Source organism: Mediterraneibacter sp. ICN-202921, from assembly GCF_037890075.1.
In the GTDB taxonomy this organism is placed as follows: Bacteria; Bacillota; Clostridia; order Lachnospirales; family Lachnospiraceae; genus Mediterraneibacter; species Mediterraneibacter massiliensis.
On the sequence record NZ_JBBKBE010000006.1, the window covers coordinates 112,163 to 135,694 of the forward strand.

Sequence of the window (23,532 nt, forward strand, 5' to 3'; positions counted from 1 at the left end):
TTTCTCCTTCTCTCCCCGTATACAGCTCGATTTTTCCTATAATTATTTATAGAAACAACTATATAAAGACAACATATAGAAACGGAGATATGCCCTCTCAAAGACCACACCCCCGTTCCCTGTTCTTTGTTGATTTTATCCTACAATCTAAAAATCTTTTCTGCCGCTCATAAATTCGACAAACTGCCCTGTTCCTATTGCAACTACCTTCATCGGATCTTCTGCCGTCATCGTATTAATTCCTGTCTTTTCTTCTATCAATTCTTCTAAGCCACGCAGCATAGCGCCGCCTCCTGTCAAGACGATACCTCTGTCCAAAATATCAGCAGACAGCTCCGGCGGTGTCTGTTCCAGTACAGAAATAACCGCTTCTACGATCTGCCCGGTTGCTTCTCTGAGCGCTTCCTCTGTCTCGGAGGACGTCACCGTCACGGTCTTGGGCAGACCTGTCACCAGGTTCCTTCCTCTGACTTCCAGTGTCTCTTCCTCCACCAGAGGATACGTTGTTCCGATTTTGATCTTTATATCTTCAGCCGTACGCTCGCCAATCAGAAGATTATGCTTCTTCCGCATATATCTGACGATCGCCTCGTCAAAATCATCGCCTGCAACTTTTATGGACGTATTGACGACTGTACCGCCCAGTGAGATCACAGCAATATCCGCTGTTCCGCCGCCTATATCTACGATCATATTTCCACATGGTTTTGCAATATCTATCCCGGCTCCGATAGCCGCTGCTACCGGTTCCTCGATCAAATGTACTTCTCTTGCGCCGGCCGCAAAAGTAGCCTCTTCTACTGCTTTCTTCTCTACTTCCGTAACACCGCTCGGCACACAGATGCTGATACGTGGTTTCTTGAACGTACGCTTTCCTAAAGACTTCTGTACAAAATACTTGATCATTTTCTCCGTCACTGTGTAATCTGAGATTACTCCCTGACGCAGAGGCCGGACTGCTATAATATTCCCCGGTGTCCGCCCGAGCATCAGACGCGCTTCCTCCCCGATCGCCTTGATCACATTTGTATCTCTGTCAAAAGCCACTACCGACGGCTCCTTTAATACTACGCCTTTTCCCTTTACGTATACCAGTACACTTGCCGTACCTAAATCTATCCCGATATCCACTGACATATCGACTCTCCCTTCTAATTTCTCTATACTCTTCCACTCTTATCCCCTGTATCTTTCTGTCTCATAAGACAAGATTTTATCCAATCACTGTTGCAGATAAAGCATCCATCCCCATATGCTCCTTTACCCTTAGTGTACGAGAAACAGACAAAACCGTCTCACAATTTTGTCTATCCACACACTGAGGGTATCTGCACCAATTAGTATAATAAACTTTTTCTGAAATGGAAACCCCTTTTTCATATTTTTAGTTTTTCTTAAGGATTGCGTATGCGATACGCCGCGCAGTTTCTATATTTTTTCCATATTTGATACTAGTATGATACTAGTAAATAATTTTTAAACAATTTTATTTCTTTATTATAAGGTAAAGACGATACAATATTCTTTCCCCTGGGATCACACCAGGGGTAATTTTTATACTTTGAGCACCTGCCCCGGATAAATCAAGTTTGGATTGCTTATTCCATTTTCTTTCGATATCTTTTGGTAAGTCGTTCCGAATTTCTGCGCAATTCCTGACAGCGTATCTCCTGCCTGTACTGTGTAGGTTGTTCCTGTATCGCTTCCGGCGCTTTCTCCGTCTGTGTCCGGGCAGATACACTCTAAAATGCCGTCCCAGGGATAATCGTAGTAGGAATGGATGTAAGACTCGTATCCGGTCTGATCGCCTTCAGCGCCGTCAATTCCGCCCGTCTCCGATATGCTAAATTCCGCCAGCATGTCCGGCACAGCAGACGTGCACATAGCTGTGTGGTTTGCTTCATTCAGATAGACATCCCCACGCTGCGCTATATATCCGTCAGACATGGGATGCCATTTAAAATTGCCTGTCCCTGTCATACAGGAGCGCATGTTCCCGGTGTATGTAGCACCTCCGCAGCTGATCCCGGCGGCTTCAAATGCGGAAATGATCGCAGAGCTGCAATCCCGGTCGCCCTGTTCCAATTTATAAACTTTTCCGTTTATGGTAATATCGCATGTTCCTTCTCCATCGCCCCATCGGCTATACTGGCTATATCCATGCCAGTTGTGGCTGCATAAATGATCCATTAACTGTACTGCTATCTCTTTTAATAACATGGTTTCTCCTTTCTCCGACATTTGCGCCGGCGCAAAAATATAGAGGACGATTACTCGCCCTCTGATTAATATATCTTACCTTCCAATATTTAGTTTACTCATTAATGCTTCTTGAAGTACCTGTGAAAAATTTACTCCCATTGCAGTTGCTTCTTCATTTAGCCACTCTGGAATACTTAGCGTCTTCTTCACAGCCCTCGAATTATGTTTCTTTTGGTACTCTAGCATATTAAATTCTACAATTACTAACGTCCCATCCTCTGTATCAATTTTATTAATTTCCGTCGGTTCTGGAATTGACTCTTTCTCTTCTTTTCTGCCTACTAACGCAAGCCCTAATGCCTCAACTGCCATTTCATAAGCCTGTTGCAGGTCATCACCTTCTGTCAGACATTCCGGCAAATCTGGAAAAGATACCCAAAAACCGCCTTCCTTTGCAGTATGGAAAATTGCGGGATAAAATAATCTGTCCATACGTAATACCTCCATTTATTTTTTTCAGGCACGGGACTATTTAAGCCCCGCCTGTTTAAGTATAGCCTGCTCCAATCCTTTCTTCATGGCTTTGGAGTGATAAGGAACAACTACCGTTTTTCCGGTCTTATGATTCCTCATAGTGATATGAGAACCATTTTGTCTGATTTCCTCAAACCCGTTTTTCTTGAGATGTTTTATCATCTCTTTCGGTGTCATTGGCATCTCTTGTATCTCCTTTCCTTATCATGTTTATATTTTATCACGTATTATTACGTATGTCAATACATTTTATGTATTATTACGTATTTATTTTTTCTCCACTTCTTCCCATTTCGTCCGCCGCCACATCTCTGCGACCTTTTCCCAGCCAGACGTAGCCACCATATATACTATAAACGACGCAATCACCGCCCCTACAATGTAGTACCACAATAACTGTATTTTAAATACTATACATAGAATAACTACCGCTAAAACCGTCATCATCACGGATATGACCAGTGCCACTGCATTGGTCTGTATGTTGGCCAGTCCCGGCATCTCCTTAATCACCTGTGTAATTATGCTGGTTAGAAACGCCAGCACGCCGATCGCAACAAGTACCATAGTTGCATATTGCATTAAAATTTCTATACTCATATTTTATTCTCCTTTACTTGTCAATAATGCTTTCTAAAAGTTCGTCTCTTATCGCTTTCATGTGTTCAATCCCATTTCCAGTAATCTGGTGATTTAGCATGGCGGCAAGACATTTAGACTGTTGTTTTTGCATCTCTTCTAACGACTGTAGTCTTTTATAATCTTTTTCATTGTAAATCTCCAACTGATTAACTCTCTTCGTTAATTGAAATGCTGGTTTAATAATTTTAACGATTACAGCCCCAGCCCCTCCTACAATGCTTACTGCACCGCAAATGCTCAAAATTTGCTGTAATAACTCCATGTGTAGTCTACTCCTTTACTTCTTTCCACAAGCTTTCTGTTCCAACTTCTCCCGGTTCCCAAACATTGCCATCCACAAGAGATTCCCATGTTTTGCCTTTGTGGGTTACTCTATCGCCTTTTTTATACGGGTTTGTACTCTGTGGCTGCTCCCACGGCAATACTTCCCCGGATGGATCCGTAAGCACCTTGGCATATAGGCTGGCTGCTGTGTCTGGTGTCCAGTCTGCTTGGGATGTATGGTTTTGGATTACTTTGTATAAAACATCTTCATATGTAATATACTTTCCGGTTTTGTATTCTACTCCGTCCCCATTCCATATATCGTATAGGGCTTTTACTTGCAGGGCCTGTTCCTCCGGAAAAGATTCCGCCTGTATTTTTGCAACGATGATCGCCGCTTCCTGTTTTTCTTCCTGGGCTTCCGGCGTTTCGCCCGGCTTGTACATCGTAACCCCGTAGATCTGGCCGATGTACTCCGTGGTACTGTAAAATGTCGTGTATCCTTCGTACACTGCTACCGTCTGTCCTCTTTCCTCTACGGTCATTTTCTTGGTCTTTACCGGATCTTCAAACAGCTTCCGCAGTTCTTCCGGCATGGCGGAGACGGTCTTGAACAATAAATAATCTCCGTGTAAAACGGCCTGCTGAACCTGTAGTTCAGTGGCATCATTAAATATAATTTTCATAATTTCATCATCCTTTCGTTAAATTTATTTAAAAAATGCAGATTTGTCAGATAAAATAGAACAATTTGACATTATTTCTGGTGGCGAATTAACAATGTATCCAGATCGTGAGCAAACATTTGGGAAATTCATTAAAAAAAGTGGGAAACTAGTAGAAATCTGGATTAATGCGGGTGTCACAAAACAAATCGAAAATGGACATAAAATAGCTGATATCCCAAAAGGATATTGGCCGGGGACTACGTTTAACATATTCGTGCCCACCGGTACAAAAGACTATCCAGTCACTGTTAATTCAAATGGGTCGGTTACAGCATTAGCAGCAATTCCTGTTAGTACAACAATCCGAATCCACGAATTTTATTTTACAAAATAATTATTTCCATGTTCCAGTACAGCGAAAATTAAGAGAACCGGATACAGTTGTATTAGTTCCGCCAAAAACCCAATAACCTAATGTTTTTTTCAAATCTCCACCAGTGCTTTGCGCAGCCCACACGCCAGCGTTTGATCTAAAATTCAATGACACACCACTTACATTTGTTAAGGATGTGTATGGTAGCGAGAAAGTATAATTATCGCTGTGATATACACCGCCTGCGCTCTGGTTTACTGTGGCACGTGTAATCGATTGCGAGCCCCACATTTCGAGTGTGCCGTTGTTCCATTTGCGATAGTACCCATTACTATTTTTACCTTCCTCTACGATCGCGTTCGCACTCAATTGCCCGATTGAATCGGACAAATCTGCATTTGTCATGCACATCTTAAAGACCTTTCGCACCTCTGTGACGTTGATCCCGTCCAATTCGATTTCGTACAGCGGCATATCCGCCGTTAGATCTCCCGCCCGGATGTCCCCGTTTGTGTACGCAGGGACAGCCGGAGCCGTCGCCGCAGGGGTGCCTTTTATTAGTACGATGTCTATGGCTTCTATCTTCGTATCCTCATTTTTCGAATACCGTGCAACCACTAGATCAATCCGTTTTTCCCCTTGTGTGCCGTTATCAATCGTGATCTCATCACTTTTCCCGGCAGGTATTACAAACTGCCGTCCTTGCATCAGCCCACATCCGTCATAAATCTTTAGCAGATTGTTGGACACCAGTTCTGATTCAAATGCTCTCCCTGTTTGCAGCACAACGGAATCTGCGCCCATGATCCCCCTGTTCAGTTCAGCCCAATCTTCCGCAGTAATATGCGCCTTACCTGCGTATCCTGTTACGATCTCCATCTTTCATCCTCTCCTTTCAACTTAATTTATATTCTATGGAAATCTTCCCTTTCTTTAGCTTTAATATCTTTCGTACAACTGGCTTTTGCACTAGAATACCTGTCACGTAATCACGCCCGGATACTATATCTCCTATATTCAGATCCACATCTTCAACGGTCATATCGAACTGCTTATAGTTCATTAACTCTTTCAGCCTCTTTGTTCCGTCTTCTTTCAGCTTTTCTACGTCAGACTGCGATGTGTAGGAATATAACGCCACCTGCTCATCCAGCCCGGCATAATATTTTTTGCTGCCGATCGTCCCATCTTTCTGGACATACAGATGTATCACAGTCCGATCGGCGCCTTCCCCTGTACCGGCGCAGATCAAATGGTTTATACCACGCCGGTAATCTCTTGCTGTAAAATTAATACGGTTATCCTGGTTGTATTCTTTACTTCCAGAAAAATCTTCTACTAACACTGCCTGCAATTCTACCCATCCAGGGATACCGGCTCCGCCCCTCCGATAACGTATATCTAACCGGTACCCTACGCTTGCCAGCATAGTTTCTATTCCGGCCAGTAATGTACAATACCTATCAAATTTATAATTCTGTACGGAAATACCTGTATTTTTCGACGAAACAAAAAACAGGCTGCCGAACTGGCTGCCTATCAAGCTGTTTATTACGCTATTTAATTCGCCGGATACGGTTTTGTAGTCCTGCCCAGACGGCGGCTCAATAATCTTTTTCGCCAACATTCCCCGCCATGTGTCTCCTGTCATTACTGCTTTTGCATTTTTAGTAACTGTCTGTATATCCCCGACCATCCCGCCATATTCTGTGTCAGGCAGAACAATAATAAAACCGTAGTCCATTTTTTCTCTATCCCAGGACGCCAGCTTCATTTCAAATTCAAAGTCATTACTATTCCCCAAGTCCATATCCACATTTATACTGTAATCCAGGTACCCTATTTCCCGTCCTGTAGAATTAATTACGATCATCCTGTCCATTCCGGCTCACTCCTCTCTTTGTAGATCAAAATGTCAATCCCAAAGCTACCGTCCCATGACACAAGATTATAGCCTGGCTGGATCTTTTCAAATATGGAGCCAGATTCTGTACTGCGGTTATCAAATTCATTCACCTTTAATCCATTTGTCCGTGTACGATAAACCGTACCGGCACGGGAATCGATCTGCAGATATTCTCCGGTATCCAGTTTCGTCTTAACTTCATATACATTGCTTCCTATTGTTATCCGTGGAGTTGTACACGGGCCATATATTGTCATTAGAAAATTACAGGAAGAATAGTGCTCATAGTTTATATTTCCAACACCCTTCTGATCGCCGAGCAGATCAAACGGCACATCAAAATCAAAGTCAAGATATTCCCCCGTCTGTTCCCCTGTACTGGGCTTAAATTCAAACTTTTGCTCAGTAATCCAAAACGGATATTCTATCACGATCTCAATGTTGTTATCCAACAGCTCTATATCATTTTCCCATTCTGTCTTTTGGGACGATATTATGTAACATTGCAGATACTGTTTTCCAACAAATAGCCTGCCAGGAGTCTTGTTCAGCACATCATATTCCACCGCTTCATGGAACTTGTCGATTGCGTTATAATATGCTTCCTTCGAATAGTTCAGGATACTCAACGTCAAGGACTTCTTTGCGATTCCTTTTGTAAAATCTGTTATTCTCCCGGCAAGAGCAGATGTATCTACACTCTCATATCCCCATTCATAATCAAATATATCGCCGGTCTGTAAGCAGTAAGGAGGCTTTAACAGATCAAGCCTTACCCCCTTGCTGTTCACGTAGTATATGTCCATCATTACTTTTCTGCCTCCTTTACGACACGGGCAAATTCCCTGCCATATACTTCCATTGTCATGCCGTCTACATTCTCTGCCAGCATATCCGCCGCTGTAGCGCCAAACTTTTTCGCCAGTCGCTCTATATCCTCATCTGCCAAATGGAACACTGTATTTGTCTCAGCATTATTCATAACTGTTGCGCTTGTTTCCATAGCGAATGACTTTGCGATCCTGCCGGTATTTATCGCCATCGTTTCTCGCATACGGTTCGATATAGCCGTCATATCCAAGGAATCAAGAGCTGATTTTGCAAGGCTTTGGGACGACTTCTTAACGGCTTTTTCCTCATCTTCAATTCCAAGAGCAAGTCCCTGGCTAAAATACTTACCAATCTCTCTGGTTTTTCTGGAAGGAGAATGTTCATCCAACCAGCTTTTCGCCGCATTATATGCACTCGACGCCAGTTCTGCCGCTTTTGACGCAGCGCTGCTGATCCACGAACCGATTCCATTTACGAAACCGGATCCAAAGTTAGAACCTATCCCTTCTCCGTCTGCCGTATTTGCACCTGATTCTGCGCCTCCTGCCAGCTCTTTCGCTTTTTCGATAACAAAGGAAAGCATACTGCCGATCCCCTGTCCTAATTTACTTCCGAATGTGCTTCCTGTAGGTGTTGGGTTCGTAGTTCCGGCGCCGCTATTTGCGCTGTCCGTTAATCCCTTTCCTTGTCCAAACAAAAAACCGACCAAGCTGCCGATTCCTTTGCCAAGAAGACTGGAAAACCTGGAGCCCGTAGAAGTCGGATTAAGCGACCCCGCCCCCTTATTGGCCGCCTCTACATTCGCCTTTCCTTGCGCTTGCGAGTTTGCCGTCTGGGAACCAACGCCTACGCCGAAAAACGACATCAGATTTGAGCCGATCTGTTTTGCCCCGTCTAACAGTCCACCGTTTGCCAGGGAACTTAAAAACTGCTGTATGACATTGCCGCCTGTTGTATTTAACTCTTCCTGCCCTTCAGACAGCCCTTCTACAGCCCCCGGCCAGACATAGGAAAATATCTCTTTAACCGCTTTCGACGGGCTCTGTACTTTCAACGCCTCTTGTAGGCTTTCCAGAAATGCGTCTGCGCCTTCCACGGCTGGATCTGCTAAATCTTCAAAACCTTCCAGACCTTTTAGCGCACCATACCAGGCCTGCGACCAGACTGCTTGCGCTTCTTCACTCAGTCCATCAAAACCAGAAATAAAACTATTTAAGGCATCTTTAGATTCTTGGCTTAATTCCCCTTCCATGCCTGCCATCGCTGAAATCAATGCCTGCATACCACTTTGTGCTTCTGTACTTAAATTTCCAGCAAGATCTGCGTTCTGAAAACCCATCAGCATTTTTACAGCGCCATCCGTTCCAACACTTTCGAGAAGAGACTTCATTTGTTCGGAAGATGTGCTTATTGTGTTAATTGCAAGCCCCATGCTTTCTGTGGTATTGTCGATGGTAGATTGCTGTAAATTGCTCATTCCAGTTTCTTGTGCTTCAAGAATAGAGAGCAGAGTGTTTCCGGTATTCTGTGCTTGCGAAAGAGCTGCTTCTGATCCAGCCTCAAGAGTTGTATCCACCCCACTACGGATCTCTGCTAAGGCGTCATTAATAGCCTGGGTATCGTTATCCATAGATGCCGCCAATACTTTTTCGTAGTCTGTAATCTTTTTCTCATTCGCATCTACCGCAGCAGATGCCTCATCAAATGCAGTTTGCTGTACCTGCAGTTCTCCATTCGCTTCCTCCAATTGCTTTTGCAGGTCATAATACTTATCCGTCTGTATTTTTACTGTGTTCCCTACCTGATCTGTTACCTCGGTCGCCTTTCCTTCCTCTTCTGCAAGCTGGGTAGTCAGGTCTTTCACATTCGTTTTTGCTGTTTTAAGATTGTCGTATGCTGTAGCTAAATCTTCCGTCAGTTGCAATTCTTGATCTTTAGCGGCACTCCAATCGGATTCCATAGCACTCAATGCGACTTCCGCCTGTTTTGCTGCTATAACATCATATATGGACGTATTCAGTTCCTGGTAGTTCGTGATCTGTCCATCTATCAGTTCAATTTCTATCCCCAGGGCGCTTGCCAGCTCACCTGTGATATAACTCGCTCTATCTTCATATCCCGCCTTTACTTGTCCATTTGCGTCAACACACTTTTGCAGTTCTCCCCATAGCAGCGCAGCACTATCCACTTCTGCCATAGACGTTACGATGTTTCTTCTGCGTGCGGCTTCCTCGTCTTCAATATTTTGTATAGCTTGTTTAGACGCTTCAATATTCTCTTTTTGCTTATCTGTTAATGTTCCCGTAGACTTAGCCGCATCATCCGTCGTCAGAGCATACGCCGCAATTCCCGCCGTGACAGCACCTACAGCCGTCAGCAATAATCCGATCGGGTTTGCAGACATAACTGCATTCCACGCAGTCTGTGCGGCAGTGGCAAGGGTGACTTTTCCTGTAAATAACCCTACTACTGCTTGCCCCACTGTAAGCGTGGCATTGGATACTACACCTTTTGCTGTACACGCAATCTGTATAACATTATAAGCATCTACGGCAGCCTCTGCTTTTTTCCAGGCTTTTATGCCTTTGCTTAGCGCAGAAGTTGTATTTGTAACCGCCTTATATCCCTTAAATGCCGCAAATGCAGCAGCCGCAGAAGAGGCAACCAATTCTAGGTTCTCCCCTGCAAAATCTAATGCTTTTGTCAATGGGGGAAGTGCCACGTCTGCCAGTTTTCCAACAACCTTAATTACATTGTCTAGGGTATTTACTGCCGTTTTTCCTGCGCTTGCCAAGCCCCCAGAGGATAGCGATTCTGATATAGCGCTTATCGCTTCTTCAACCGGTTCTTGTATTTCGGATGGAAGCAGCTCTGCCAGTCCCCCTGCGAACGACTGTGCCACTTCCCCTGCGGCACTTATGATCTGCCCACGATTACTTATAACTCCCTCCGCAAAAGACTGAATAAAGCTAACGGCAGCGTCCACCATGTCCGGCGCATGCTCCGCCGCTTTCGTTGCCAGATTTGCGAACTCATTTCCCGCCGCTTCGATCGCAGTATCCAGGCCGCCATTGTTAAATGCGTCTGTGATATTGTTCACACTGTCAGTCGCTGCAATAGCGGCATTTTTCATGTTGTCTGCGACACTGTCATAAAAAACGATCCCCAACGATTCTGCAGAACCTTTTAACTGCTCTACAGCTCCTTTAAGGTTATCCTGCATAGTTGCAGCCGCTGTCTTTGCCGAACCGTCACACGCCTCGTATGCCGCCGTCAAATCAGATAGGCTTTCCGGTCCCTCATTTATCAGTGCCAGCATACCGGACAGCGCTTCTTGTCCATATAAAGTTACCAGATAATTGTTCTTCTGCTCATCGGTCATGCCTTCCATTGCGGATTGTAACATACCAACTTGTTCAGCCAGAGACAACATTTTCCCTTCGGAATCATAAAACGCTACACCCAGTTCATCCATTGCCTGCTGCATATCATCTGTCGGTTTGGACAGCCTGGATAATGCGCCTCGCAGTGTCGTACCAGCCTGCGATCCCTGGATCCCGGCATTTGCCATGATACCGATCGCCGCCGCTGTTTCCTCCATTCTGATTCCCGCCGCCCTAGCCAATGGGGCAATATACTTCATTGCCTCTCCGGTTTCCGCTACGGAAGAGTTTGTCCGGTTTGCATTTTCTGCCAAGACATCAGCCACATGCCCCGCTTCTGAAGCGGCAAGCCCAAAGCCTCTAAGTGTTGCTGCTGCAATGTCTGAACTGCTTGCCAGATCTTCCCCAGATGCCGCAGCCAGATCCAGAAGTCCCGGCATGGCGTCCATGATCTCCTTCGTTTCAAAACCTGCCGCCGCAAGATTCTCCATACCCTGCGCAGCTTCACTGGACGAAAATGCTGTATCCGCTCCAAGCTGGATCGCCTGCTCCCGGAGTTGTTCAAATTCATCCCCTGTCGCCCCGGATATTGCCTTCACGCGTGACATGCCGGCTTCAAAATCAGAACCGACTTTGATTGCCGCAGCAGCCATTCCCGCCATCGCAGTACTTGTCCCTGCGATCGTGGCTGTTGCCACTTTCAGACCTTTTGCAGTTATGCTTCCCAGCCTGGATAATCCTTTTTCTATCCCGGAAGAGTCCAGATCAGTCTCAATTACGACTTTCCCGTCTGCCAATTTACTTCACCTACCTTGTTGTTATGCAAAGTAGGCACGCTCCCCTACTCAATGGTGAGGACTATTGGCTCTCGCCTTTGCTGAATATTCAATCTTATTTATCTTTTTACAGCGTGGACACTTTATTTCTCCTTTTACTATTTCCGCAAAAAGAAGGGTATGTCCGCATTTCTCACATTTTATCTTTTCAATCTGTATCACCTCTTAACAATGCACTTACATCCTCGCCCTTTAGCAGAGCTTCCTCTATCCGCTTCACCCGTTCGCTCATTTCCGGAATTTTTATATCAATGCCATAGTATCTCTGCATAGCCTTGTAGAATTCCCGTTCTCTTTTCGACAGGTTCTTATTATTCGTGTCGATCGTCCGGTATTCCATTACCTTATTCAGTCGGGTATCGCTTCCCAGATTCTCCAACAAGATCATAAACTTCCACCAGTGCATATCTTCCGTTTGCAGGTCAATCCCATACTGCTGCATAAAGCCGGCATAAATCAAATCAGCGTCTTTTTCAAAATCGAATGGCTGCTTATCGTTTATCCCGGCGACCTTCCTAGGAAACCGCTTCTTTTCTTTCTCTCTGCCGCAGGAAAAGAACCAGTACATCTTATTTACATGTTCCTCCGTAAACATCTTCTGCTTTTTATAAAACAATAGCAGGATCTTGAGCAATTCCTCTTTGGACAGCTCTGCTTTACCCCCCTGTATTTCATAACAACGTAAAACAATGCGGAAGTCCGAGTTGATCGGACACTCCACACCGCCTATCATGAGAGATATTGGAAAAGGAGAAGTTAAGACGCTCATTTTTTCACCTTCATGTTCCTTATACGTTTCATAATCCCGGCATACTTATTCTGCTGCCGTATCTGTTCGCTTACAAGCTGATCATATGCGTCTAGGTGCCGCAGAAGGTCGTTATCTTCTCCGCATACCTTAACGCCTGTCCCCTCGCCAAATATACTGTCAAACATACTTTTAATAGAATCGCACAGATATTTATTTTTCTCCTGTTCTGTTCCATCCGGCATATTCTCTTTTATGTGGGACATTTTCTCCAATTCTGCAAAATACTTTTCTTTTACTTCTTTTTTATCCTCGTTGTACAACGAAAAATCTAATGCAACGCCATATATCTCCATACCGCTACTCCTCTCCTATCACATCAGCTTCTGTCATATTTTCTGCCTCATTTGCTGCGCCCTCGCCAACCAAGGCATTATTTGCGGGGGCTATTATTCCCCCGCCGGTGTAAATTTTTTCGTAGACGTATCAAATGTTCCGTTCACCCAGTCAGAAACTGCGATCAGATTGCCACTGCCCTGGATCTCACCATCATTGTCCGAAAAATCAGCTAATTCTACAGCCACTCTTCTCTGCTTTGCTTCATATTGTGTAGTCTGTTCCGGTACTGGCTTATTCATATACACCTTTACATATAGCGTCTCTGCATCCACCCCTGTTTTTTCGTTCTCTCCGATGTCCGTAATAAATGCAAGCGCTTTTTCTGAACGGATCAGGTCAAATTCTAATGACGCAGACCACTTATAGGAACCGATCCGCTGTGTCGCGGACTTCTGATTCACATACCGTTTCGATGTAGTCTGTGCGGATGGAGAGTTATCTAACTGCGTCACCCCAAAACCTAACAACTCAAATTGCGGGGAACTGCTTCCCCCAGACACATCCAGATAATCCGGCTGCTGAAATCTCTGTTCCACTCCTGTACTTGTTTCTTCTGCAAAAAACTGAATATCCATTTTCATACTCTTACTACCTCCGTTTATAATAAATAAATTGACATTGTATCCTATATTGGCAACTGGTTCCCTGGTTATCATACAGATATCCATTCGTAGTCGCTCTGACCGATTTGCTCTGCAGCTGGCCGGATAATGCCGGAAGAATTCCTTCTCTCGTGCGTTCCTCCAGCCAGTCAGAAAACTTCTCATAAAACTCTGCTGTTTTTTCATTTTCCGCCGGTCCGTACAGTTCCCTGGAACACAAAGAGAATACATACTGCCTTACCGTATCCCCGTTCGCAAACCGCTTTATGACCGGTTCCGCCGGCGTCTCCTCAATGCTGTACATAGTCGGGTCTTCCTCTAACACATTAAGGTTCACTACCGGATATGTAACCTGTCCAAATTCTTCCAGAAACGGGCAGGTTTCTATAAACTCTTTTACTTTACTTGCTACGCTCATTTTGCCTTACCTCCGCAATACGCCGCTGTTGCTTTTATGATCTCTTTTCCCCGGTCTGCCCACATGCGCTCTGTCCAGTGTGCTCCCCGCAGTCCGTTTCCTTTGTTTTCGTAATACTGTCTGCGGGCATACGGAGTGTTATAGACGATACGGCTTATTTCTTCCCTGGCTGTATTTTTTAGCACGCCTGTTAAAAACGGCACATACGGATCAGACAATCTACGCACTTCATGGGTAAAAAACCGCTGTCCGTTCCCATTCTTATTCAGGCTTCTTTTCAGCAGAATCTTATCCGCTGGATCTATATCCAGCCTTATTTTTGTCCCCATCAGGTACCGCCTCCTATCCGGATGTGTTTGGATGTCCCGAAAAAGTTTTCAGAATGGCTCAACACCTTCCCAACTTCACCGGAAAAACCTTTCTTTATTTCCGTTATCCCCCTTACTTTCTCCGCACCAGACCATTTCCCTACAGTGAAAAAATCATCGTTTTGTACAGTCCACTTTTCTCCCGGCTCCGCCAGATCCATAAAGTCAGACGGAGGAAGCCACGCCTTGCAATATTCATAGGGTATTCTTATCCGGTATTTATCCGCACTTACCAGACCGCCATCAACAATGGCTGTTTCCTGGTCCGTATGAAGCCAGACAGCCTCAATATAATGTGGGATATATACCATTTTTTTAGTTTCCATATCCGGAAATTGATTAAAGATTGTAATGGCAGCATTTGTAATCATCCGTACACCTCCCAGGACAGGAGCCCCGTTGGTTCAAGATATAACTTTGCTGTCTCATAGACTTTCCTGTTAACCAATTCTTCTAACGTCTCACCAGATACGCTCTCCTGCATATAACTTACAGAATATCCGTCTGTATTCTCTGATATGATCTGCCTGCCGTTATACTCTTTTTGATTACCGTATTCGGAATTTAACATGTCACAAACTGCGCATGCTGCAAGTTTTACTTCCTCCATTTCCATACAGTTATCCGCACGCCCGAAGGTTATCCTCCGAACGTGGGCACTGGCTTTCACAATCTGCCTTTGAAATTCTTCTTCTGTGGCTTGTCCTTTGTATTCTGATACATAGAAGTTATAATCCGCATACAGATTCATTCAAATCAACTCCTACTCCGCTACTGTGTGCACATAAATACCATCTTTTTTGTTATCGTAAGCTTCCACGATACCAACCGTTCTGTACCCGAATTTCCAAGCGTCCGCATCCTGGTTCTGGTCAGGAGTAATGATTTTAGATACCGTGTGTTTCTGGTACTGGATAGCTGTTTGCTTGTCCACGATCAGGAAATTAATTGCTTTCCCGGCTGTATTTTTCTTAAAGCCGCCTTCTCCGTTCGCATTAAGATCAATCTTAGAATAAAATCTGCCTTCTGGCACCTTTACAATTCCAGCGAACCCTTCAATGGCCTTTTTAGAAGCTGTGGTATCCAAATCTTCAATCATTCCATAAATCGTAGGATTAATAAACAGATAGCAAGTGGCAAGATTTGCTTCTGCATTCTCGATTTTTCCGCGTGCAGCTCTAAGCGCCGCAAGAGCCGCTTTGCCATCTCCGAGAGCTGCTGCCACTGTTGTCACTCCAGTAATAGACGCATACCCCGCAAGACGATAAGCATCCAATTCTGGAACTACCTTTGTACGAAGGAACTCGCCGGACAATCTTCCAAATGCTACACCTGCAGTCTCAATGTTATCTACAGCGTCGATCGTAAACATACGGCCACGATCATAGCTGCACTTCTTTGTTTCATATTCCAGCGTTACGTCACCTGCAACGTAGCCTGTCTGCTTGTTGTAGTTTGCAAGCCCCTGCATGGACATCTTTGGAATTAAAATCTCATTTGCGTTAGCGCCCTCTTTCACTAGCTCATTCGGTCCGTCCAAAACCGCCGTAAGAGACGCCAGTTTGTATACTTCATCGAGCATAGTAGAATATGCTTTTCTTAATGCAATTGTATTTGCCATATCTTTTTACCTCTTTCTTTCTAAAAATTATTTCTTTTCTGCCGGAAGCCCCATAGCTGCTCTGATGGCTGAAAGATTATCTCCGCCAATATCAACACTTCCTCCTGTTGCTCCCACTGCGTTCTTAAATGGTTCGTCAGAACCAAATAAATAAGCATCAGACTCCTTTACGGTTTCCAATGCTTTCTTAATGTCCTCAGACTGGTTTTTCGATGCTTTCAATGTGTCCATATCAAGCATGGCCATGACAGCTTTTTCGTTACGTCCTCCGGCCGTTTTAATGGCTTCTTTGATGGTATCAGAAAAGATACGATCTGCCTCTTTAGCAGCGTATTCCGCATCCTTATCCTTTAACTGTTGATTGAGCTTATCAATCTCGCTCTGCATGGCTGTTGGATCTACATCCTTAAACTTTTCCAAAGATTCCGTTGCAGTCGCAAGCTGATCTTTGTAGTTGTCACGTTCTCCCTCGATTTTTGCGGTCTTTGCCTTCTCTGCAGCAATATCCTTTCCGTTTTCAGCCATAATCTTATCAATAACTTCCTGTTCCAGTCCAAGTCCTTTTAAAAAATCTGTTTTCATGTTCCTGCTCTCCTTTCGTATTAGGTTATTTTAGGCGTGTAACCATCCGCCACGAATCGACTGTTTAAGGTCTCATCAACTGACCAAAACTTTTGCATAAAAATAAGACGCGTCACCCTGCGTCTCAACGGGAGATAATTGGATCACCATTCCTTTCCTACATCCTGTTCAAAAAGTTTCATGACAATCCTCCTTTCCTAAAATTGGGTACAAAAATACCACTCACTCCGAAGAATGAATGGTATCTATACGACTGCTTTCATAGCCTTGTCATATTCAATCTTTAATTTTCGTTTGAAAGCCTCAATTTCATCCGGCTTCATACCGGGTTCTGCGGAAGCACAAATATCTGGAGTTTCATCTGCAAGAATTTCCGTTGCCCTTGGCTGTTCGTTGTGCATTTCATCATAATCATCTACCAAAGCATCTTCCAAAATAATTGAGAACTCATAAATATCCTTTGGTGTATCTTCCAAAAATTCTTTAATATAATTCATTATCTTTTCAAACACGTTCCCACACCTCCTTTGGCATTTTTCGCCTTACAATAGAAACTATATCATCTGTTTCTTTATTTTTCACCACAACAAGTTGTTTGCCCAAGTCAAAGAAAATCAACTTGCTTTCTCCCTCTGAATAATTCGGATTCCCTTTCACTATTGTAAGAACATCGCTTTCTTCAATGCTCGGATAACCTGGCTTATTTAATCTTGGCAGTCGACTCAATGCGTGAACTGACAAATATATACCCTCTTTTTCAAATCTTACATACGCATCTTTTGACTTCTGTTTAAATTCAGGAGACCATTCCTTTTTATCGATATCAGAGTATGTATCGACTTTCTTTTTCAATGCACTAAATTTATTAGGTTCATTATACTTCATCTGCCGGAAATCAGCAAGGCTGCCAACATCATCTCCAAGTATATTTCTGTACCGGTAATACTGTTTTGAATCTCTATCCGCATTTCGAATCATATCTGTCGTATATTTACGATTCTGCTTTTTCGTATTTGTTGCTATCCTTCCGCGCATATCATAATAAATACGCTCTCTTTCTTCTGTCAGACCCATCTTCTTACAGAACCGACTATATTCATTCAACTGCCCCTGATATTTCGCTCTTGCGATCATGATATCATCCGGATCAGCTCCGCCTTTCTTCAAAAGGTCAACCTTTTCACGTTGCGCCCGCATACAAGTTTCCATCTGTCTCTGACGTTGTTTTGCTTCGTAAAGAGTATATTCCTTCCCCTGAAACTCCTTTGGAACATTCTCTTTGCGATTCTGCTCTTCCAGCCATTCATCTGTCCAGTTCCGGACAGAAATGCCCGGAACGAAAGGATAATACATGTGATAGCAGTTGGCGCCGAGAAGCCCGGTTACGGATCCAAGTCCACACACCGTTGTAAGCTCTTCTTTACTGTACACCCTACCTTGCCACACCGCATGAGTAGGTCGGGCTCCGGCATGCCAATCCACTTCAAAATGCTCTGTTCTGAGCTTCTGTGCGTTCATTTCTGATATTTTCCCGGACAGCTGTGATACTCCTGTCATAACCGCTCTTCTTGCTGCCACATCAATCCGGTTTGCCCTGCCAGATGCATAATCAATCTGCCGCAATCCGCTGTTTGTCAGCTGCGTTACTACCCTTCTTATGACTGTATTGTAATCAAACGCCCCGGATACAATATCCATGCAGGCAGCATCCAAATACTTTTGATACACTTCCGCCAATGGAGTCAATACCGGTTTCCCTGTTCCGTAGTCCAGATAAAAGCCAAGGGAATTTGTTATATTTTTCAATTCATCCCCGCTCTGCTGAATAAGCGCTTCTGTGATCTGCTGTAGCTCCTCGTTATCCTCGTAAGGGATAAACTCCGCATTGATCTGTTCATATATGTCCTTATTTCGAACATATTCCCAATCAATCACCTTGTCGTACAGTTCGAACATCTCCGGATAAGACTTATCCAATGCTTCTTTTAACATCTGTTCGATATCCTCGGAAGAGTACCCCAGAATCTGCAGCCTGTTGATCTGCCAGTCTGCAGTACTGGTTATTTCCCCTGTCTGCCGGATCCGCCGAACAATATCTTCCATGATCCGAATTTCCAGATCAGAAAAGTGTTTCTCAATCTGGCCGGATAACTGCTTTTTGTAATCTTCCCGCAATCAGATCACCTACTCCATCACACTATTCTGCGCTGGAACATTTGCTTTTGCCGTATCCTCATCTTCACCATACCATTTCATACGGTATTCCCAATGATGCATAAAGCCTGCTGCCACGTCTGCCATGTCTTGCTTTCTCTCTGCTTCATCATCCGTCAGAATGGAATCGTTAAATTTACAAGAAAATTCATATCCAGAATTTAACATGCTATTGTAAAACGCAAGTCCGGCTGCAAAATCTTCCAAACAACCATACAGATTATTTTGAATTGCTGTTACCCTGTTGTATTTCCGGTTCTTAGATACCTTTATCTCTGTGGCTGTCTTTGCCACTTCCTGTACGTCTGACAGATCTCCGTAGGCAAGTCCTACAGAAAATTCTATTTCTCGTTTGTACTCTTCCAAACCACGCTTGAAGGCTTCATCTCGCATCTCTGGAGAATATTCCTTCAGGAGTTCTTGGTCTTTCCCAACTTCCAGATTCAGACCACGGTAAAGTCTCTTGTTAAGCCTTGCCATACTAAATCTTCCGATTGACTTATCCTGTTTTAACGCCCGATTATCCACATGGATAGCACGTTCTCCAGATTCATATTCCCAGTCAAGCCTTGCGCCCTGAATGTCTGCCTTTCTAATCCGATCTATCGCAGAATCGTATACAGAAACGCCACAGGCGGAGCCGTCCACTTTGTTTTTTATTGGGTTCCGATAATACCCGAAATCCATCCTGTTCATGCCGGGGTATGTAACTGGACCGGGTTCAATATTTGCCCACTCTTCTACTGCTTCCAGACTGCACGGAAGCCCGATATCATTTGCAGTCTGTGAATGAAAGCACCTATTCTCTATCGTCAGATTTTCGTTTATGAAATAATGCCTCTCAAATCGTGTGAAATAATCTGTATCACCAACTTTCTTCACTGTCAGAAAAGCCATATCATTCGGTCTTCCATCATCCCCAAAACTGATCGGGATGATCTTATCTGCAGATACAAACTCCGCAACTGTTCCCCCAAGCGGCTTTAAAACAAAAGAACCAAGCGCAAGACCTTCCTGTAGGTTCTCATTTAATCCCGCAATGTTTTTCTGGTATATCTTATCCAGACGCTCATTGCTCACACTGGTTTCCATTTCCACCAAAACGCAATCTGCAAACTCCCGGCAGATTCCTTCCTCAATCCCAAGTGAAACGATACTGTCCGTTATCCAGTCCGCCTCTCCATTTAACATCTGCTTCCATTGGTTTATAGCATTGATCATACTGCCGGAAAGAGTAATATCCTTACCAACGATCTGCTTTAATGTCGTATATCCAAACATCCGCATTAGTCCTTTCCAAAGTTTTCTAATTCCATCAAACATCTTCCACCTCTTCAATCAGGTATTTCATATCGCGTTCAATCGTATATTCGAACGCATCTAAGCTATCAATATCAGTGCTGCCATCGTCCAAGCGCTCATCCTTTCCAATAACATCTTTATCCCACACAGCATCGGATAAGGCTGCTTTTAAACTCTCACAATCTTTTGTAATAAAAAACCGTCCTGCCCCCATAAGCTTGACGGTACATCTGATTCTGTCATTTATCGCTCTTTTCTTTGCTGGTTTTACTGCAATCCAAGGGAATTCCTTTTCTACAGCGTTCCGTATGGAATTTCCTAGGACTGTCTCAGCGTTGTCATAATAAACCGTTTCCACATTGCAATACTCCACGTATTCACTATGCTTAACAACAACCGCATACTTATCTATTACGTCCTTCACGAACTCGCAGAACATTGCATCTAACATATTACTGTCTATGTCCTCATTTTCATCTTTTGCCATGATTCTTTTTGATTTTAGCACTACAACCTCTCTATAATCGTCTGTATATCCTCTGGCAACAAAAGAATGACCGGACTGATTCCCACCAAAGTCCAATCCAATCTCAATTGATACGATGTCTTCTTTCCGGAACTGCCTATACTCTGGATCCGGTGTGAGTTCATCTACAATCTGACACTGGAATGACTTTGGATTATCTGCAAACCTTTTATAGATCGCCCCCTCTGCACGCTTCCAAAGTCCAAGAATAAGACGATCATAATAGATTGTGCCTTCGTATTCTTTGCAGAGTTGCTTTACATATTCTTCTGGAAGGAATGGATTGTCAAAGATTGTGTATCTCTGTAGGTAAATATCCAGTTCTTCGTTGTCCAGGAACTCTTTCAGCCAGTGTGTTGGGTGTTCTGGATTACAGGCTCCGTCAAAACAACTGTATGGCTTATCTAGACGTGATTTAAGCATCTGGAACACTTCTTTGTTCCATTTTGCTATCTCATCACCGTAACAGTATTTGATAGAAGACCCCTGAATCTTTGCCACCTGACTAATCTTTTCAGCGCCAAGACAATGAACCTCTTCCCCAAATAAATAAGCCACATTCCGACTATTGATAGTCCCTACTCGTTTGTCTGTATATATCTCTCTGAGTGGCTGCAAAACATTACGTTCAATCGTGTCTCTTGATACCCCCAGTATAACAGCAAGACCCGGTTTCCCAAGTCTTTCAATTATTCGAACCGGAATAACGGCGGATGTATCAACGAACGTTTTCCCCGAACGAACAGCACCACTCTTGATATTCCAGCGATGTGTTGCCTGTTTTGTATATTCTATCTGCTTCTCGCTAAGCTTAATCATGGTTTTTCATCCCTTTGATGAATTTAAGGACCATATCATTATCCTCAATCGTATTGTCAAGACGTTCTTGCTTATCTCGCCAATCCTGAGGTTTTCGGTTCTTTAACCAGAAAATCTGAGCAGTTGTATCACCTGGTATATATATCTCATCTATTCCGGTTTCCAATACTTCTTTTTCACACAATTTTCCATTCTTATCGTAATATTTTTCTTTAACTTTAAATGTCTTTTTTACTTCACGTACTCCCCCTAAGGCTCTTTCAAACAATGCATTTTCTACCTGTCTATCTGTGACTTCCTTGCCTTTTTTTAGGGCAGCCAAAATAGCTATATGCTTGTCTTTCCAGTTTTTCAACGTGGAATATGCAACCCCCATATTATGTGCAATCTGTTCATCTGTTAGACCATCCCTCGCCCAACCTTCTATTTTCAGCAAGCCTTCTGGCTCTAGCCATTCCTGATACTTGCCTTTCGCCATCCAGCTCACCTCTCTTTCATGTTATCATCTCTATCAATGTCCTTTCATTCCTTTCCGTGGACGTGGAGCGTCCTTAAACCATGAAGTATTAAGAAATTTATTTGTTTCTTCTCTGTCTTTTTTATATTCTTGCTTTATTTTCTTATATTCCCTTTGACCTATAGTTTTAGTTTTTGCTCCATTTGATTCAATTCGCTCTCTAAATTCTTTCGGCGTCATATTATTCGGAGTTGGTTGCGTTATTCCACCCATCTCTCTGCTATAATAGTTTACGCCATTCTTTGTTTCAAAAAAGTATGTGGTTTCCTCTCCATTAAAATTAACAGAAATACCTCTTATTCCACCACCTCCACCAGCGCCACCGGCACCACTTGAGCTTCCTCTACCACCCATTACACTCCGCCTCCTTAAATTTATCAGCAAATGCTTTTATGTGAACAATGTTTCCCATACACTCTTCTGGAATCTGTCCATAAAAAATAATGGCCCCAGGCTGTAACCTTTGAACCATTTCTTTATATCCTTCTATAAACAATTTTTTATCGTCTTTATTTTTCATGCATCCGACACTACTAACCGCCACTGTTCCGCCTTCTGGCTCCCCATCAAAACACCAGTCAAATGATTCTTTGTCACTCCATGCTATTGTTGGAATTACTTTGCATCCCATCATCTGCATGTAAGCGCCAACCCAATGTTTTCGATAATGGTTATAAATCTGAATTGCTTTTGGATAATCCAGATACAGGCTGAAATCTGGGGTTAAAACATAATCAAATTCTTGGAACATGGGAATATATGTGTCGATATTTGACCATACTCTCATAAATTGGTAGTCGTCGATAAAAAAGTGACATACTTTCCCTTGTTTTATTTTCAACGATTTGCCGTAATTAAACGAGATAAAATCATGATTTCCTATATACGTTTCTGGGTAAAGTATTGGGATGTCGTATTTACCCGCTCCGTCAAATATATATTTTTCAATATTTTCATTGTTTCTTAAATTCGTATATCTCATTTTCTATATCCTTATGTCTATACAGATACAAGAAAAGCACCCTGCCGTCTGGTAAGGTGCCCTCTGTTTTCTTTTTTTTTCTATGATACCATAATATCACACTTCCGACTGACATTCACTGACATCTTTCGGAATCACAAAATGTTCTAAAGCATTTCCATGAATACGAAAAATCTGCCGTTCAGAGTATCCCATCACTTCCGCGACCTCATACCACTCAAGCCCTTTTATGTAACGATAAAATAGAATATCATTCTCATTCTCGCTCCGCATCCGCTTAATCTGCCGCACAATTTGCTGATATGTTTTAATCCGCAAATAACGCTCATGTTGTAGTTCTCGAATCATTTCATCAATATCACCTGCATACCCTGATAGATCGTCCTGCCCTCCATTACCATGCGGCATCCCATCATCCGGTTTCATAGACGGATACATCTTCATGGCTCTAAGCTCTGCAATCTCGGCATTAATCCTATGGATCCGTCTTATGTGTTTCCGATAGCTCCGCAGATATTCCTTTTTCTTTTCATTCTCGCTTTTCTCTTTCATATCCGCATATTCGCTAAGTATGCTCTTGTCCATCCGCAACACCACCCATCTTGTACTTCTCTGCTATGTACTCCGCCACTGTCTTGTGCTCGATCTGCTCCGCCTGTCGCCTAATTAATCCCTGTACCCCTGCCGGACGTTTAAACCAATCATACGCATGTGGATCCGGCGGATGTTCTGCCATGCTGTTGTAATGTTCCTGGCTGTCTATGTGTGTTTCTTTTATGGTTCTCATTTCTTTGT

Annotated in this window: 30 protein-coding genes; 1 reads left to right on the forward strand and 29 read right to left on the reverse strand. The window is 43.5% G+C overall.

Going from position 1 to position 23,532, the window contains the following annotated elements; all coding sequences use genetic code 11:
• Positions 1-147: 147 nt before the first annotated feature.
• From WKT01_RS07245 to WKT01_RS07275, 7 genes are all read right to left on the reverse strand, one after another.
• The gene (locus tag WKT01_RS07245; RefSeq protein WP_059068970.1) at positions 148-1,137 is read right to left on the reverse strand and encodes a rod shape-determining protein; all 990 of its coding nucleotides are present in this window, start codon (positions 1,135-1,137) and stop codon (positions 148-150) included.
• 417 nt (positions 1,138-1,554) lie between these two features.
• Positions 1,555-2,220, reverse strand: coding sequence for a LysM peptidoglycan-binding domain-containing protein (locus WKT01_RS07250; RefSeq protein WP_270396056.1), 666 nt, complete (start codon positions 2,218-2,220; stop codon positions 1,555-1,557).
• Between the two features lie 75 nt (positions 2,221-2,295).
• Entirely contained in the window at positions 2,296-2,694 is a 399-nt protein-coding gene (locus tag WKT01_RS07255) for a type II toxin-antitoxin system HicB family antitoxin (protein WP_117975351.1), read from the reverse strand.
• Positions 2,695-2,730: 36 nt separating this feature from the next.
• Complete coding sequence (locus tag WKT01_RS07260; protein WP_117975352.1) at positions 2,731-2,919, reverse strand: type II toxin-antitoxin system HicA family toxin; 189 nt, start codon at positions 2,917-2,919, stop codon at positions 2,731-2,733.
• A gap of 84 nt (positions 2,920-3,003) precedes the next feature.
• Positions 3,004-3,336 (reverse strand): ribonuclease, encoded by a 333-nt coding sequence (locus WKT01_RS07265; protein WP_117975353.1) that lies wholly within the window; start codon positions 3,334-3,336, stop codon positions 3,004-3,006.
• Between the two features lie 13 nt (positions 3,337-3,349).
• On the reverse strand, positions 3,350-3,640 hold the full coding sequence (locus WKT01_RS07270) for a CTP synthase (RefSeq protein WP_117975354.1): 291 nt from the start codon (positions 3,638-3,640) through the stop codon (positions 3,350-3,352).
• A 7-nt stretch (positions 3,641-3,647) separates the two neighbouring features.
• A complete protein-coding gene (locus WKT01_RS07275) occupies positions 3,648-4,328 on the reverse strand; it encodes a carbohydrate-binding protein (protein ID WP_340311830.1) in 681 nt (226 codons plus the stop codon).
• A 43-nt stretch (positions 4,329-4,371) separates the two neighbouring features.
• Here WKT01_RS07275 and WKT01_RS07280 point away from each other — a divergent pair, with 43 nt between their 5' ends.
• Positions 4,372-4,704, forward strand: a complete 333-nt coding sequence (locus WKT01_RS07280) for a hypothetical protein (RefSeq protein ID WP_340311831.1) — start codon at positions 4,372-4,374, stop codon at positions 4,702-4,704.
• Here the strand turns inward: WKT01_RS07280 and WKT01_RS07285 are convergent, their stop codons facing one another.
• From WKT01_RS07285 to WKT01_RS07390, 22 genes are all read right to left on the reverse strand, one after another.
• Complete coding sequence (locus WKT01_RS07285; protein ID WP_340311832.1) at positions 4,705-5,562, reverse strand: hypothetical protein; 858 nt, start codon at positions 5,560-5,562, stop codon at positions 4,705-4,707.
• Positions 5,563-5,578: 16 nt separating this feature from the next.
• A complete protein-coding gene (locus WKT01_RS07290; RefSeq protein WP_340311834.1) occupies positions 5,579-6,565 on the reverse strand; it encodes a hypothetical protein in 987 nt (328 codons plus the stop codon).
• Positions 6,553-7,398, reverse strand: a complete 846-nt coding sequence (locus WKT01_RS07295; protein WP_340311835.1) for a hypothetical protein — start codon at positions 7,396-7,398, stop codon at positions 6,553-6,555. Before WKT01_RS07295 ends, WKT01_RS07290 begins: the two co-directional genes overlap by 13 nt.
• On the reverse strand, positions 7,398-11,600 hold the full coding sequence (locus WKT01_RS07300) for a phage tail tape measure protein (protein WP_340311836.1): 4,203 nt from the start codon (positions 11,598-11,600) through the stop codon (positions 7,398-7,400). The genes WKT01_RS07295 and WKT01_RS07300 overlap by 1 nt, the downstream gene beginning before the upstream one ends.
• Before the next feature lie 187 nt (positions 11,601-11,787).
• The gene (locus tag WKT01_RS07305; RefSeq protein WP_340311837.1) at positions 11,788-12,408 is read right to left on the reverse strand and encodes a Gp15 family bacteriophage protein; all 621 of its coding nucleotides are present in this window, start codon (positions 12,406-12,408) and stop codon (positions 11,788-11,790) included.
• Positions 12,405-12,743, reverse strand: a complete 339-nt coding sequence (locus WKT01_RS07310) for a DUF6673 family protein (RefSeq protein WP_340311838.1) — start codon at positions 12,741-12,743, stop codon at positions 12,405-12,407. Before WKT01_RS07310 ends, WKT01_RS07305 begins: the two co-directional genes overlap by 4 nt.
• A gap of 93 nt (positions 12,744-12,836) precedes the next feature.
• Positions 12,837-13,367 (reverse strand): hypothetical protein, encoded by a 531-nt coding sequence (locus WKT01_RS07315; RefSeq protein ID WP_340311839.1) that lies wholly within the window; start codon positions 13,365-13,367, stop codon positions 12,837-12,839.
• A gap of 7 nt (positions 13,368-13,374) precedes the next feature.
• Positions 13,375-13,806, reverse strand: a complete 432-nt coding sequence (locus WKT01_RS07320) for a hypothetical protein (RefSeq protein WP_289070424.1) — start codon at positions 13,804-13,806, stop codon at positions 13,375-13,377.
• Positions 13,803-14,135 (reverse strand): minor capsid protein, encoded by a 333-nt coding sequence (locus WKT01_RS07325; protein WP_117975369.1) that lies wholly within the window; start codon positions 14,133-14,135, stop codon positions 13,803-13,805. Before WKT01_RS07325 ends, WKT01_RS07320 begins: the two co-directional genes overlap by 4 nt.
• Positions 14,135-14,545, reverse strand: a complete 411-nt coding sequence (locus WKT01_RS07330; protein WP_117975370.1) for a DUF6751 family protein — start codon at positions 14,543-14,545, stop codon at positions 14,135-14,137. Before WKT01_RS07330 ends, WKT01_RS07325 begins: the two co-directional genes overlap by 1 nt.
• Positions 14,542-14,925 carry a hypothetical protein gene (locus tag WKT01_RS07335; RefSeq protein ID WP_117975371.1) on the reverse strand — a complete coding sequence of 128 codons (384 nt, stop codon included), beginning with the start codon at positions 14,923-14,925 and terminating at the stop codon, positions 14,542-14,544. Before WKT01_RS07335 ends, WKT01_RS07330 begins: the two co-directional genes overlap by 4 nt.
• A gap of 12 nt (positions 14,926-14,937) precedes the next feature.
• On the reverse strand, positions 14,938-15,795 hold the full coding sequence (locus WKT01_RS07340; protein WP_117975372.1) for a hypothetical protein: 858 nt from the start codon (positions 15,793-15,795) through the stop codon (positions 14,938-14,940).
• 27 nt (positions 15,796-15,822) lie between these two features.
• A complete protein-coding gene (locus tag WKT01_RS07345) occupies positions 15,823-16,377 on the reverse strand; it encodes a phage scaffolding protein (protein WP_117975373.1) in 555 nt (184 codons plus the stop codon).
• A 245-nt stretch (positions 16,378-16,622) separates the two neighbouring features.
• Positions 16,623-16,889, reverse strand: coding sequence for a hypothetical protein (locus WKT01_RS07350; RefSeq protein WP_340311842.1), 267 nt, complete (start codon positions 16,887-16,889; stop codon positions 16,623-16,625).
• On the reverse strand, positions 16,882-18,552 hold the full coding sequence (locus WKT01_RS07355; protein ID WP_340311843.1) for a phage minor capsid protein: 1,671 nt from the start codon (positions 18,550-18,552) through the stop codon (positions 16,882-16,884). The genes WKT01_RS07350 and WKT01_RS07355 overlap by 8 nt, the downstream gene beginning before the upstream one ends.
• A gap of 9 nt (positions 18,553-18,561) precedes the next feature.
• Positions 18,562-19,914 (reverse strand): phage capsid protein, encoded by a 1,353-nt coding sequence (locus WKT01_RS07360; RefSeq protein WP_340311845.1) that lies wholly within the window; start codon positions 19,912-19,914, stop codon positions 18,562-18,564.
• Positions 19,907-21,235, reverse strand: a complete 1,329-nt coding sequence (locus tag WKT01_RS07365; protein ID WP_340311886.1) for a phage terminase large subunit — start codon at positions 21,233-21,235, stop codon at positions 19,907-19,909. The genes WKT01_RS07360 and WKT01_RS07365 overlap by 8 nt, the downstream gene beginning before the upstream one ends.
• A complete protein-coding gene (locus WKT01_RS07370) occupies positions 21,231-21,716 on the reverse strand; it encodes a hypothetical protein (RefSeq protein WP_117975376.1) in 486 nt (161 codons plus the stop codon). The genes WKT01_RS07365 and WKT01_RS07370 overlap by 5 nt, the downstream gene beginning before the upstream one ends.
• 33 nt (positions 21,717-21,749) lie before the next feature.
• Positions 21,750-22,109: a hypothetical protein gene (locus tag WKT01_RS07375; protein WP_340311848.1), complete on the reverse strand. Its 360-nt coding sequence runs from the start codon at positions 22,107-22,109 to the stop codon at positions 21,750-21,752.
• Positions 22,099-22,737, reverse strand: coding sequence for a DUF4417 domain-containing protein (locus WKT01_RS07380; protein WP_340311849.1), 639 nt, complete (start codon positions 22,735-22,737; stop codon positions 22,099-22,101). Before WKT01_RS07380 ends, WKT01_RS07375 begins: the two co-directional genes overlap by 11 nt.
• 96 nt (positions 22,738-22,833) lie before the next feature.
• A complete protein-coding gene (locus tag WKT01_RS07385; RefSeq protein ID WP_340311850.1) occupies positions 22,834-23,322 on the reverse strand; it encodes a hypothetical protein in 489 nt (162 codons plus the stop codon).
• Positions 23,303-23,524, reverse strand: coding sequence for a hypothetical protein (locus WKT01_RS07390; RefSeq protein ID WP_340311851.1), 222 nt, complete (start codon positions 23,522-23,524; stop codon positions 23,303-23,305). Before WKT01_RS07390 ends, WKT01_RS07385 begins: the two co-directional genes overlap by 20 nt.
• Positions 23,525-23,532: the final 8 nt, after the last annotated feature.